This window comes from Amycolatopsis sp. VC5-11, from assembly GCF_037034185.1.
GTDB classification, from domain to species: domain Bacteria; phylum Actinomycetota; class Actinomycetes; order Mycobacteriales; family Pseudonocardiaceae; genus Amycolatopsis; species Amycolatopsis nivea.
The window spans coordinates 16,296-28,973 of sequence record NZ_JBAGKF010000012.1; the positions used below are offsets into that span (position 1 = coordinate 16,296).

Below are 12,678 nucleotides of genomic sequence, written 5' to 3' on the forward strand. Positions count from 1 at the left end.
AATGATGACACGGCGGACCCGCCGCCGTACGCCGATCGCGGATTACCGGCGCGCGTGCTGCCCCTCGGCCGGAGCCCGGAAGAACGACCGCGCCGGCAGCAGCAAGCCCGCCAGCGACAGCACCACGAAGACCACCTGGTGCACGTGGTCCGTCCCCGGCGGCAGCCGGAACACCAGATGCGCCAGCCAGAACACCGGGTAGAACCACAACGCGAACCACGCCCACCGTTCCCCGGCACGGAACGGGAACACCGCGATCAGCCCGCCGAACAACCCGAGCCCGGCGGTGGCGAGCGCGTCGGTGCGGTAGAGCAGCGCGTCTCCGGCGGGCGGCGCGATGGCGACCACGATCCCGAACGCGAGGATTCCCGCGCTGACCACGGCGAGGGCGATCCAGCTGATCCGCATCGGCGAGCCACCGTTCATCCGGCGAATTTACTCCGCTTCCGCCGGTTTCGGCCCGCTCAGCCATAACTAACAAGACACCTGACGCACACCCCGCCCACCGGCTCCGGCCCGCTCAGCCGTCCCCCTCCGGCAGCGCGCAAGCCAGCCGACGCACCGCCTTCTTCACCGCCGCTACCGACATTCCGCGCTCGTGCCGTTGATTCTGGTACAGATCGGGCGCCAGCGGAGCCAGCAGCACGTCCGGCAACGCCTCGTCCTTCAACCCGGCCTCGCGAACCTGCGCCGCCACGAAAACCCGCCAGAACCCGTACGCCCCGGTCTGATACCGCCGGGCCCCGGTCTCCGCGCCCAGCGCCAGCGGCAAATGCCGCTCCAGCAAATCGATCATCGCGTCGTAAAACGCCACCAGCCGTTCCCGCGGCGCGGCGCCCGGTCCGAGCGGCGGCGGTCCGGACAGCATCGCTTCCTGCAGCCGCCGCTCGTGCTCATCGAGCAACGCGACCGCCACCGCGGCGACGCTGTCGTAGCGCCGGTACAGCGTCCCGCGTCCGACCCCGGCCGCCGCGGCCAGGTCGCCCATCGTGATGTCCGGGCCTCTCGTGGCGAACAGCTCCTCGGCCGCGGCGAGGATCCGCTGCCGGTTCGCCGCGGCGTCCGCCCGTTCGGTCACTGGCTTGCTGTTCACCCCGTCACTGTATCTGGACAGCGTGTCCGGATCGAGTACAGTCAGAAGTGGACACAGTGTCCACATAACTGATTGGGGGCAGCTTCATGCACTCGTTCACGCTCGCCGGCCGTACCGTGCGCCGGATCGGCTACGGGACCATGCAGCTCGCGGGGCCGAAAGCCATGGGCGAACCGGCCGATCCGGAGCGCGCCAAGGCCGCCGTCCGTGCCGCCGTCGACGCGGGGATCCGGCTGATCGACACATCCGGCTACTACGGGCCCGAGGTCGCGAACCGCCTGCTCGCCGAGGCGCTGCGGCCCTATCCGGAGGACCTGCTCATCGCCACCAAGGTCGGCGCGCGACGCAGCCCGGACGGCGGGTTCGTCGCCGACGCCGCGCCGGAAGCGGTCAAAGCGGCCGTCCGGGATAACCTCGCACAACTGGGCGTCGAACGGCTTCCGTTGGTGCACGCCAGGTTCATGCCGGACAGCACTGTCCCGTGGGCGGACACCGTCGGGGCGCTCGCCGAACTGCGCGACGAAGGACTGCTCGAACACGTCGGCGTCTCGAACGTCACCCTCGATTTGCTGGACCAGGCGCGCGCGGTCACGCCGATCGCGTCCGTCGAGAACGAGTACCACGTAGGACACGCCGGCGGCCGGGACGTCCTCGACGCGACCACCGCCGCCGGGATCCCGTATCTGGCGTTCCGTCCGCTCGGCAACGGAGCGTTGGCCGGAGGGGGCTCGCCGGTGGCCGAGCACGCCCGGAAGCTCGGCGTTTCGGCGGCGACGCTCGCCCTCGCCTGGCTCCTGGACCTCGCGCCCAACGTCGCCGTCATCCCCGGCACGAGCGACCCCGCCCACCTCGCCGACCTCGTCGCCGCGCAGGAACTCGCCCTGCCGTCCGGCGTTCGCGCCGCGCTCGACGAGGCATGACGATGGGCTGGATCGCCGTTTTCGCGGCCGGGCTGCTCGAAATCGCCTGGGCGCACAGCATCCGCCTGCCCGAGGGCTTCACCAAACTCGTCCCGACGCTCGTCTGCGGGGTGCTCACCGTCCTCGTGCTGTACGTGCTGAACGTCGGCATGAAGACGGTCCCGGTCGGCACGGCGTACGCGGTGTTCGTCGGGATCGGCGCGGTCGGCACCGCGGTCGTCGGCATCTTCTGGCTCCGCGAGCCGGTCAGCGCGGCGCGGATCCTCGCGCTCGCGCTGATCGTCGGCGGGGTCGTCCTGCTCCAGCTGACCTCCCGGACCGCGTGACAGCCGGGCCGGTCCCGCGAGCGACCGGCCCGGCCCCCGGAGTTCCGCGGCCCGGAACCGCTTAGGCCCATCGGGCGTCACCCGTCTGCCGGCATCGTCCACAGGCTGTCGCCATCCGTCATCCGCCCGTGTCCGCGGCGGCATCGAACGTGGCCCGGCGACCGGCGCGCGAACACCCCGCAGGAGCGGTTTCCTAGGCCAGAAGAGGCACGCCGGACCGCTCCCGCCAGCCCGCGAGTGAATTCCCGCGAACCGTCTTGTCCGGGGAAAAGAATCCTCGCTAGCCTCGGACGCAGAGGGAGAAAAGCCGAGCGCCTCGCGCCGAGACGAAGCGCGCCGGCACAGTTCGCCGCGTGACGGCCGGAAATTGCGGTCCAAAAGGGAGTACATGATGACGTCTGTTGCCCGTCCGGTTGCCCGCACCGCGTATCAGCAGTCGGTCGCCGACTACTGGAACGCCGAAAAGGATCCGGTCAACCTGCGCCTCGGCGACGTCGACGGGCTTTACCACCACCACTACGGCATCGGCGACTACGATCCGTCCGTCCTGGACGGACGCGGGGAAAAACGGGACAAGGCGATCATCGCCGAGATGCACCGGCTGGAGACCGCGCAGTCGCAGTTTCTGTTGCAGCACCTGGGAGACATCGATCCCACCGCCCGGCTGCTCGACGCCGGCTGCGGCCGCGGCGGCACGAGCGTGCAGGCGCACCAGCGGTTCGGCTGCCGGGTGGACGGCATCTCCATTTCCGAGCAGCAGGTCGATTTCGCCAATGAACAGGCCCGGCTGCGCGAAATCGACGATTCGGTGCGATTCCATCTCCGGAACATGCTCGACACCGGATTCGAAAGCGGCGATTTCGCCGGGATCTGGAACAACGAAAGCACGATGTACGTCGATCTGCACGAGCTGTTCGCCGAACACGCGCGGCAGCTCGCCCCCGGCGGGCGATTCGTGACCATCACCGGGTGCTACAACGACCTGACCGGCGGGCGTTCGCGCGCGGTAAGCCAGATCGACCAGCATTACATCTGCAATATCCACGCGCGCGGCGACTATTTCAAAGCGCTCGCCGCCAACGGTTTCGTCCCGATCAACGTCGTGGACCTGACCGAGGCGACCATCCCGTACTGGGAGCTGCGCGAGCAGTCGTCCGTCGCGACCGGCATCGAGGGGCCGTTCCTGACCGCCTACCGCGAGGGCAGCTTCCACTACCTGCTCATCGCCGCCGACCGCGTCTGAGCGGGCCGACATGTCCGGAATGGCAGCGGTCCGGCCCCACCCCGCGCTGGCTGGCCCGGCCGGGCTGGGGACCTCGGCGGCGCGGATCGCGGCCCAGTTCGCGCCGCCGCGCGGGACCGATCCGGCCTACGCGGAGCGGGAATGGGGCGACGGCAGCGCGTCGCCGCTGTACTGCCCGGTCGTGCGCCGCGTCGACGAACCGCTCGCCGAGGAGGTGGACCGGCGGCTCGTCGCGTGGGCGCGGGACTGCGGGTTCGAGGGCGAGGGGCTGGACCAGATCGCGCAGGCCACGTTCGGCAGGCTGGTGATGCTCGCCCACCCGGACACCTCCGACCCCGACCGGCTGCTGATCGCCGCGCAGCTCAACGCGGTGTGGTGGGCGGCGGACGACTACTACGCCGACGACAGCTCCCTCGGCGCCTCGCCGACCGAGCTCCCGCCGCGGCTGGCGCTCGTCATGGCCGCGATGGACCCGGTCGCGCCCGCGGGCGAGTTCTCCGAGCCGCTGGAGGAGGCGCTGCGGGCCGATCCGATCCGGGTCGGGTTCCGCTCCGCGGTCGACCATCTCGGCAGGCACGGTTCGCCGGTGCTGGTCCAGCGGGTCTGCTACTCGACCTTCGCGATGTTCGTCAGCTGGGACGCCTACGCCGCGTGGCGCCACACCGGCCGCTATCCGCCGGCCTGGGAGTACCTGGCGTCCCGCCAGCACGACAGCTTCTACACGTCGATGACGCTCGTCGACGCGGTCGGCGGGTACGAACTGCCCGCGCCGTTCTACTACGACCCGCGCGTGCGGGAGGCGATGATGCGCGCGGGCACCGCGACGGTCCTGGTCAACGACCTCCATTCGGTGGCCAAGGACGCGGCCGACGAGAACCCGGTCTGCAACATGGTGCTGCAGATCGCCGCCGACCGGGGCTGCCCGGTCTCCGAGGCGGTCGAGACCACGGTCGCGCTGCACAACCGGATGGTGCGCGAGTTCGAGGAGGGGCACCGCGCCCTGCTCTCGATCCCGTCGCCGGAACTGCAGCGCTTCCTCGCCGGCGTCCGCGACTGGATGGGCGGCGGCTTCGAATGGCACGCCACGAACCCTCGCTACCGATCCTGACCCGCACCCCTGATCCCAGGCTTCGCAACCCAGACAAGGTGGTTTCGCTGTGACTGTCACCGACCCGGTCGACTCCGCGGACGTGGAGGACCAGGAACCCTTGAGCCTAGGCCGCGCGGCGGCGCGGCAGCTGGCCACGACGACGAAGTCCGTGCCGCAGATGCAGGGCATCAGCACGCGGTGGCTGCTGAAGGTGCTGCCGTGGGTCGAGGTGTCCGCGGGCACGTACCGCGTCAACCGGCGGCTGTCCTACACCGTCGGCGACGGCCGGGTCACGTTCGTGACCAGCGGCTCCGAGGTCCGGGTCATCCCGCCGGAGCTCGGGGAGCTCGCGCCGCTGCGCGGATTCGAGGACGAGGAGGCGCTGGCCGAGCTCGCCGGCCGGTTCGAGCAGCGCGAATACCAGCCGGGCGACGTGCTGGCCGAATTCGGCAGCCGCGCCGACCAGGTGTTCCTCGTCGCGCACGGCAAGATCACGAAGGCGGGCGTCGGCGCCTACGGCGACCAGACCGTGCTCGGCACGCTCGTGGACGGCGACTACTTCGGCGAGAACGTGCTCACCACCTCGGACGGGATCTGGGAGTACACCGCCAAGGCGGTCACCGCCGCGACCGTGCTGACGTTGTCGCGCCAGGAATTCGAAGGCGTGCTGAACCGCTCGGACCCGCTGCGCGCGCACCTCGACGCCTTCGTCGCGGGCGGCGGCACGGCCCGTAACGAACACGGCGAGGCCGAGATCGCCCTCGCCGCGGGCCACGACGGCGAACCGCAGCTGCCGGGGACGTTCGTCGACTACGACACCTCCCCGCGCGAGTACGAGCTGAGCGTGGCGCAGACCGTGCTGCGGGTCCACAGCCGGGTCGCCGACCTCTACAGCGAACCGATGAACCAGACCGAGCAGCAGTTGCGGCTCACCGTCGAGGCGCTGCGGGAACGGCAAGAGCACGAACTCGTCAACAACCCCGATTTCGGCCTGCTGAACAACGCCGACTTCGACCAGCGCGTGCCCACCCGCACCGGCCCGCCGACGCCGGACGATTTCGACGAGCTGCTGTCGCTGGTGTGGAAGGACCCCGGGTTCTTCCTCGCGCACCCGAAGACGATCGCCGCGTTCGGGCGGGAATGCAGCAAGGCGGGCATCTACCCCGGTTCGGTCGACCTCGGCGGTCACCAGGTGCCCGCGTGGCGCGGCGTGCCGATCCTGCCGTGCAACAAGATCCCGGTCACCGAGACCCGCACCAGCTCGGTGCTGCTGATGCGGACCGGCGAACAGGCCCAGGGCGTCGTCGGGCTGCACCAGACCGGGCTGCCCGACGAGTACCAGCCGGGCCTCAACGTGCGGTTCATGGGCATCAACGAGCAGGCCATCCTGTCCTACCTGGTCTCGGCCTACTATTCCGCCGCCGTCCTCGTGCCGGACGCGCTCGCCGTGCTGGAAGCCGCCGAAATCGGCCGGGAGGGCTGAGCGCGGTGCCCGTCACGGAACAAACGGACCGACAGGAGCAGCTCTCCCTCGGCGTCAAGGCGGCCCGCACCCTCGCCACGACCACCAAGTCGCTGCCGCAGATGCGCTCGATCACCACGCGGTGGCTACTGTCGCAGCTGCCGTGGGTCGAGGTGCCCGGCGGCAGCTACCGGGTCAACCGGCGGCTCACCTACACCGTCGGCGACGGCAAGGTGAGTTTCTTCCAGACCGGAGCGCAGGTGCAGGTCGTCCCGCTCGAGCTCACCGAGATCGAGCTGCTGCGCGGCTTCGCCGACGAAACCGCCCTCGGGGCGCTGGCGGACGCGTTCGAACAACGCGAGTACGAGGCGGGCAGCACGCTCGTCACCGCCGGGCAGCCGCTGGACCAGCTCGTCCTCGTCGTGCACGGCAAGGTCACCCGGCACGGCGAGGGGCAGTACGGCGCGGAAACCCACCTCGGCACCGCGACCGACGGCGACCACTTCGGCGGCGAACTCCTCTCCGGGGACGACGCCACCTGGGGATTCACCGCCCGCGCCGCCACGAGGGTGGTCGCGCTGGCGCTGCCCGCCGGCTCGTACGCCCGGCTCAACGGCAGGCTCGACTCCCTGCGCGCGCACGTCGCGCAGGCCGTGTCCCAGCCGCGGAAACCGCAGAACCGCAAGGGCGAGGCGAACATCGACCTGTCCGCGGGTCACGACGGCGAACCGGTTCTGGCCGGGACGTACGTCGACTACGAGCCCTCGCCGCGCGAGTACGACCTCGCGGTGGCGCAGACGGTCCTGCGGGTGCACAACCGCGTCACCGATCTGTACAACGACCCGATGAACCAGTTCGAGCAGCAATTGCGGCTCACCGTCGAGGCGCTGCGCGAACGGCAGGAACACGAACTGGTCAACAACCCGGATTTCGGCCTGTTGCACAATGCCGATCTCAAATCCCGGATCACCACGCGCACCGGTCCGCCGACGCCGGGCGATCTGGACGAACTGCTCTGCCGGCGCCGCAAAACGCGCTTGTTCCTCGCACATCCGCGGGCGATAGCGGCGATCGGGCGCGAATGCACGAGGGCGGGCATTTACCCGGAGCCGGTCGTGGTGGACGGAAAACGCGTCACCGCGTGGCGCGGGGTCCCGATCCTGCCGTGCGACAAAATCCCGGTCACCGAGGCAGGCACCACGTCGGTGCTCGCGATGCGCACCGGGGAAGACGACGCGGGCGTCATCGGATTGCGGCCGAAAAATCTCGCCGACGAATACCGGCCGGGGTTGAATGTGCGGTTCATGGGCATCAACGACCGCGCGGTGTCGTCCTATTTGGTCAGTGCGTATCACTCCGTCGCGGTTCTGGTGCCGGACGCGCTGGGGATTCTCGACGATGTCGAGGTGGCGCGCGGCTGAGGTGCGCCGGTGCTCGCCGGAAGCGGGGTGCTTCCGGCGAGCATCGGTGTGTCAGCGGTAAATGTGCTTGCCTGGCAAGCGGACTCGGGCGTGAAGGGGGTCCGTGCTCGTCGCCTGAGCCGCCGCAAACGCTCGCCGGGTCAGCGGTAAATGTGCTTGTCCGGCAACCGAACCGTCGCGAAGCCGTTCGCGAAGTTCGCGTCCACCTGGGCCGACTCCTGGGCGTCGGGCATCGCGTTCTTGCACGTGATCCCCGGGCCGTGGCCGGACATCAGTTCCGAGCAGGGGCCCTCGTAGTGGTCGGGCAGGCCGAGGTTGTGGCCGATTTCGTGGGCGATGATCCTGGTCGGGTCGTTGCCCTCGGCGACCTGCTGGGTGTCGATGTAGATGTCGCCGTTGCCGTGGCCGTCGGTCTGGGTGTAGGAACCGCCGCCGGTGGTTTCGTGCATGATGATGGTCGCGGCGCCGCCGCCGTTGAGGTGCACATTGTGCACGGAGTTGTTCCAGTTCGCCGCGGCCTGGGTGGCCTCGGCCTGGTAGTCGGGCAGACCGCTGGCGTCGTAGTACAGCTCGACCGCGTCCAGCGGCGCGGCCGACGCCGTGCCGGCTCCGGTCAGCGGCAGCACCAAGGCGGCGGCCGCGCCGGCGGCCAGCCGGCCAAAGCGGTGCAGGGTCATGGTTTTTCCTCTCCGCACAAGGGTTTCCTGGACAGGGGTCAGCTTCCGATCTGCTGCTGGATCCACGACATGTACTGGGCGATGCCGGTGTAGAGGGTGGTGGTGGCGCATTCGCCGCCGTTGTCGCCGGGGCCGTGGGTTTCGCCTACCAGCGTCCAGTTCCCGGTGGTGCCGACGATCGCCGGGCCGCCCGAATCGCCGTGGCAGGCCGAATGCGAGTAGTCGCCGGAGATGCAGACGTCGCCCGAACCGCCGCCGCCCTCCGCGCAGGCACTGCTGTCGAGGACCTGAAGGTCGATCTGCTGCAGGGTTTGCGGCGTCTGGCAGTTGGGCCAGCTCGTGCAGCCCCAGCCGAGCAGCCGCGCGCCCGTGCCCGGCGACGGGTTGCTCTGCGCCATCGCGACCGGTGCGGACTGGGCGGGCTGGCTCAGGTGCATCATCGTGAGATCGGTGCCCGGATTGGTGATCACGTTGTCGATCTGGCCGACTTCGCCGGAGTTGATGTCGGTGGAACCGATCCGCGCCTGCGAGGCCTGGCCGCAGTGGTGCGCGGTGATGATCCACTGGGGCGCGACGAGGCTTCCGCCGCAGCCGTTGTCCAGGGACACCATGAACGAGTAGGTTTCGGTGGCGTCGCTGCCTCCGATGATGGCCGGCTGCGCCGCGACCGCCGGTGCGGCCACTCCGAACAAGAGGGCGGCCGCGCCCATCATCGTCAGCAAAATTTTCCGCATCGCTTTCCCTTCCATAGCAGCCAATCCCGCCGATCGCGGGAGTGGAGTTCGGCCGGGATACGGCCGGGGACGACTTCGCGGGCGCCGGGCCCGCGACGGAAACCACAGAGTCCCAGGGCCGCCGGAGTCCGAACACCGTCGAAAGGAGGGATACGACCGGACCTCGAACCGTGCGCGGCGGCACGAACCTCGATTACCGGCATGAACCGAACGCGGAATAAGCTGTTCCGGTTCGGTGTCCGCGCTGTTCAACGAGCCGCTAATGGTTCGGATGCGGCAAGTTCCGTTGAGCGGACGCCGCGACTCACTGACCAGCAAAGCCGAACGGGATTCGCGACTTTCGTGGGTATAAGAGATTGCCAAGCGTCCCTAAACTGCGAATTGCGCACGCATTCGCTGACCGCAGTGCGCCATCGTCCTATTCGCAAGAAACGGAGATGTGCATGATCCCAGCACTCAGTCAAAGACACGGCGGACGCGGCGGTATCGCCTTCGCCGCGGCGGTTCTGGCCGCTGGATCAGTTTTCGCCGCCTCGGGCGTCGCGACCGCCCAGCCCTCGGCGGCCCCGCTGAACGCGAGAGCCGCGACCGCCATGTCCGCCAGCCTCGTGAAATCGCTCGGCGACCGCACCGTCGGCTCGTTCTACGACCAGGCCAGTTCGCGGCTGACAGTCACCGTCACCGACCAGGCCGCCGCCGACCAGGTCCGCGCGGCGGGCGCGACGCCGAAGTTCGTGAAATACCGTGCGTCCCAACTGAAAGCCGTCACCGCGGAACTGGCCCGCACAGCGAGCGTCCCCGGAACCGCGTGGCGTGTCGACCCGCGGACCGGACAGGTGCTCGTCACCGCAGATTCGACGGTCACCGGAGCCAAGCTCTCCCAGGTGACCAACGCCGTCCACCGCTTCGGCGACAAGGCCCGTTTCGCGCAGACGAAGGGCAAACTGCGCCCGCTGATCAGCGGCGGCGACGCGATCTGGGGCCAGGGCCTGCGCTGCTCGCTCGGCTTCAACGTGCACACCTCGAGCGGCCAGGCCGCCATCCTGACCGCCGGACACTGCGGCGTGGCCACCAACGACTGGTGGGCCGACCAGAGCAACTCGCAGCACATCGCCACGACGTCCGCCGCAAACTTCCCGGGCACCGACTACTCGTACGCCACCTACGACGCCGGCGTGGACGCCCCGAGCGCCGTGAACACCGGCCAGCAAATCACCGCAGCGGGCGACGCGACCGTAGGCGAAACCGTCACCCGAAGCGGCTCGACCACCGGCGTACACGACGGCCAGGTCACCGCGCTCGACGCCACGGTGAACTACCAGGAAGGCAGCGTGAGCGGCCTGATCGACACCACAGTCTGCGCAGAACCCGGCGACAGCGGCGGCTCGCTGTTCGACGGAGCCACCGCACTGGGCCTCACCTCAGGCGGCAGCGGAGACTGCAACTCCGGCGGAGAAACCTTCTTCCAGCCAGTCCCCGCAGCACTGAGCGCCTACGGATTGGTTCTTCCGTAAGGCTAACTCCCCTTTTCAGGTACGTGAGGGGAACCCTGAAGGAATCTGATTCCCTCAGGGTTCCCCTCACGTACCGCAACCGATGCACCCACCGAAGCAAGGCACCCACAGCCCCGCAACCCCGATACACAGCCAAAAACACGGCGCGGGGGTGCTTGTCAAGGCATCTTTCCCGCCTTGACAAGCACCCCCGCGCCGTAGTCACAATCAAGCTGAGGGGTGGTGGGCCCCACAGAGGGCGCAATGTCGCCGCCAGGCGACGAGCCGCCCGAGATTACTCAGCCGCCATCCTCTCCCGAAGAGAACGAGGCCGCATATCCGTCCACACCTCGTCCACATGCCGCATGCACTCCTCCCGGCTCCCCTTCATCCCATCCCCCCGCCACCCAGCCGGAACCTCCTTGTCCGCAGGCCACAACGAATACTGCTCCTCGTCGTTAACCAAAACCTGAAACACATCCTCGTCATCCATCACATCGTCCTTTCCTGACATTCACTGACCAGAAGACTCTTCAAGCTCACGAACCCGAGGCGCAGCAGGCAACCCCCGCAAAGTCCGACTGAATGTCGTCACCAAAGTGACCACCGCAATAGACCCAGTACAAGTCAACACAGCAGCCACCGCAGGCAACGCCTCCACCAACCACCCGCCCAACGCAGGCCCGGCAGCAGCAGCCAACCCACCAGTCACCCCGAGAACTCCCCCGAGCCGCCCGCGCAACCCGTCCGGAGTGGACAGCAACTGATAAGTAGCAATAGCAGTATTAGCCGCAGGAGGCAAAAACGCAACAGCCGCGAACAACGCCCCCATCACATATCCATTATGGACGAACACGGCAAGCGGCGTCAGCACAGTCAACGCCCAAAACACCCCAGTGACCAACCCGTAAGCACTAACCCACCGATGCAGATAAGGCGCGGCCAACGACCCGAGAATCCCCCCAGCCCCCAACATCGCCGCCATCACGCCAATCTCCCCCGACGGCACCCCCCGCTCATTGGCCAGCACAATAATTACCAAATAATAAGCGGAAAAGAACAGATTCAAACTGACCACGCACAACACCGTCGCCCGCAACGGCGGCCGAGTCCACACCCACCGAATCCCCTCGACGATCTCCCGCCCCAGATGCCTGGCCGGAGCGTCGTCGGCCCGCTCGGGTCCCCTTGGCAACCGCACGAACAACAACGACACAAACGCAAAGACATGCGCGACCACGTCGAAGAGGAACGGCACCGCCCGCCCCACCGCGAAGAGAAAGCCACCAAGCGCAGTCCCGGACAACTGCCCCGCACTAGTCCGCGCAGCATTCATCGCCACCGCCGAAGGAACCTGCTCCTCCACCACCAGCCGCGGCAAACTGGCTTCCTCCGCCGGCTCGAACAAGGCCCGGCTCAACCCCATCACGACGGCCACCGCGACAAGCATCCACACCTCGGCAACGCCCGAATACAACGCGAGCACCAACCCGCCCGCCGCGACCGCCTGCGCCGCTTCGCACCCGAGCATGATCCGCTTGCGAGGCCACCGATCCACCAACGCCCCCGCAGGCAACCCGGCGACCAGCTGACTGATCGCGACCGCCCCGAGCACCAGCCCCGACTGCGCCGCCGACCCGGTGAGCGCGAGCACCAGCAGCGGAAATGCGATGGTGGTCGTGCTGAACCCGGCCTCGGAGACGACCTGGCCGGTCCAGAGAAGCCGATAGTCGCGATTGCCCGCTATCCCGCTCATGCTCCGCCTCCCGAAGCTCCCTGTGGACGAACCGCGCTCGCGCCCGCTGCAACGGAGGGCTCCCGCCGCGGCCAGCCGTCGTGCCCGGCTATTCGGCTCATCCCTCGGCCCTCCCGACAATCAGCGACAACAGCGGGCACGGCAGACCGAGCCTCGCAACAGTCCTCGGGGACAAGCCCGCTCGTGCCCCGGCGATCAGCGCGCACCACACCCGCGGAACCGGCCCGGCAAGGGCGCGTGCTTGGAGACCCGCTCACGACCCGCCACCCCGGCAATCCGCCGCAATGGCCCGCAAGACACCCACCGAACCGGACGCTGCGAGCCATCCCGCGGAATCCGCGCGGCAACGTCCCCTGCCCGGACAGCCGCTCACCCCGCACCGCCCCGGCGACCTGCCGCGACAGTCAGCAAAACGCCCGCGGAACCGGCCTGGCAGCGGCCCATCCCCGGAGAGCCGACCATG

Annotated in this window: 13 protein-coding genes; 7 read left to right on the plus strand and 6 right to left on the minus strand. The window is 68.8% G+C overall.

The genetic code is table 11. The features are described 5' to 3' along the window. Positions 1-42: 42 nt before the first annotated feature. On the minus strand, positions 43-426 hold the full coding sequence (locus WA670_RS29755) for a hypothetical protein (RefSeq protein WP_336159518.1): 384 nt from the start codon (positions 424-426) through the stop codon (positions 43-45). A 94-nt stretch (positions 427-520) separates the two neighbouring features. Continuing rightward, entirely contained in the window at positions 521-1,138 is a 618-nt protein-coding gene (locus tag WA670_RS29760) for a TetR/AcrR family transcriptional regulator (RefSeq protein ID WP_336159649.1), read from the minus strand. Between the two features lie 41 nt (positions 1,139-1,179). On the opposite strand from WA670_RS29760, the gene WA670_RS29765 reads away from it, so the two are divergent. The 6 genes from WA670_RS29765 to WA670_RS29790 all read left to right on the plus strand — a co-directional run bounded on the left by WA670_RS29765 (position 1,180) and on the right by WA670_RS29790 (position 7,555). Then, positions 1,180-2,013: an aldo/keto reductase gene (locus WA670_RS29765; protein WP_336159519.1), complete on the plus strand. Its 834-nt coding sequence runs from the start codon at positions 1,180-1,182 to the stop codon at positions 2,011-2,013. After that, the gene (locus tag WA670_RS29770; protein WP_336159520.1) at positions 2,010-2,339 is read left to right on the plus strand and encodes a DMT family transporter; all 330 of its coding nucleotides are present in this window, start codon (positions 2,010-2,012) and stop codon (positions 2,337-2,339) included. The genes WA670_RS29765 and WA670_RS29770 overlap by 4 nt, the downstream gene beginning before the upstream one ends. A gap of 391 nt (positions 2,340-2,730) precedes the next feature. Continuing rightward, positions 2,731-3,582: a geranyl diphosphate 2-C-methyltransferase gene (locus tag WA670_RS29775; RefSeq protein WP_037813061.1), complete on the plus strand. Its 852-nt coding sequence runs from the start codon at positions 2,731-2,733 to the stop codon at positions 3,580-3,582. A gap of 19 nt (positions 3,583-3,601) precedes the next feature. Next, positions 3,602-4,690: a family 2 encapsulin nanocompartment cargo protein terpene cyclase gene (locus WA670_RS29780; protein WP_442893140.1), complete on the plus strand. Its 1,089-nt coding sequence runs from the start codon at positions 3,602-3,604 to the stop codon at positions 4,688-4,690. A 49-nt stretch (positions 4,691-4,739) separates the two neighbouring features. Next, positions 4,740-6,155, plus strand: coding sequence for a family 2B encapsulin nanocompartment shell protein (locus WA670_RS29785; RefSeq protein ID WP_336159522.1), 1,416 nt, complete (start codon positions 4,740-4,742; stop codon positions 6,153-6,155). 5 nt (positions 6,156-6,160) lie between these two features. Next, the gene (locus WA670_RS29790) at positions 6,161-7,555 is read left to right on the plus strand and encodes a family 2B encapsulin nanocompartment shell protein (protein WP_238606939.1); all 1,395 of its coding nucleotides are present in this window, start codon (positions 6,161-6,163) and stop codon (positions 7,553-7,555) included. A 140-nt stretch (positions 7,556-7,695) separates the two neighbouring features. Here WA670_RS29790 and WA670_RS29795 read toward each other — a convergent pair whose 3' ends face one another. Continuing rightward, positions 7,696-8,232 (minus strand): snapalysin family zinc-dependent metalloprotease, encoded by a 537-nt coding sequence (locus WA670_RS29795; protein ID WP_336159523.1) that lies wholly within the window; start codon positions 8,230-8,232, stop codon positions 7,696-7,698. A gap of 38 nt (positions 8,233-8,270) precedes the next feature. Further along, positions 8,271-8,966, minus strand: a complete 696-nt coding sequence (locus WA670_RS29800) for a S1 family peptidase (RefSeq protein WP_336159524.1) — start codon at positions 8,964-8,966, stop codon at positions 8,271-8,273. A gap of 443 nt (positions 8,967-9,409) precedes the next feature. Between WA670_RS29800 and WA670_RS29805 the strand changes: the two genes are divergently transcribed. After that, the gene (locus tag WA670_RS29805; protein ID WP_336159525.1) at positions 9,410-10,480 is read left to right on the plus strand and encodes a S1 family peptidase; all 1,071 of its coding nucleotides are present in this window, start codon (positions 9,410-9,412) and stop codon (positions 10,478-10,480) included. Positions 10,481-10,754: 274 nt separating this feature from the next. Here the strand turns inward: WA670_RS29805 and WA670_RS29810 are convergent, their stop codons facing one another. Then, complete coding sequence (locus tag WA670_RS29810) at positions 10,755-10,952, minus strand: MbtH family protein (RefSeq protein ID WP_336159526.1); 198 nt, start codon at positions 10,950-10,952, stop codon at positions 10,755-10,757. Positions 10,953-10,973: 21 nt separating this feature from the next. Next, complete coding sequence (locus tag WA670_RS29815; protein WP_336159527.1) at positions 10,974-12,215, minus strand: MFS transporter; 1,242 nt, start codon at positions 12,213-12,215, stop codon at positions 10,974-10,976. Positions 12,216-12,678 lie beyond the last annotated feature (463 nt).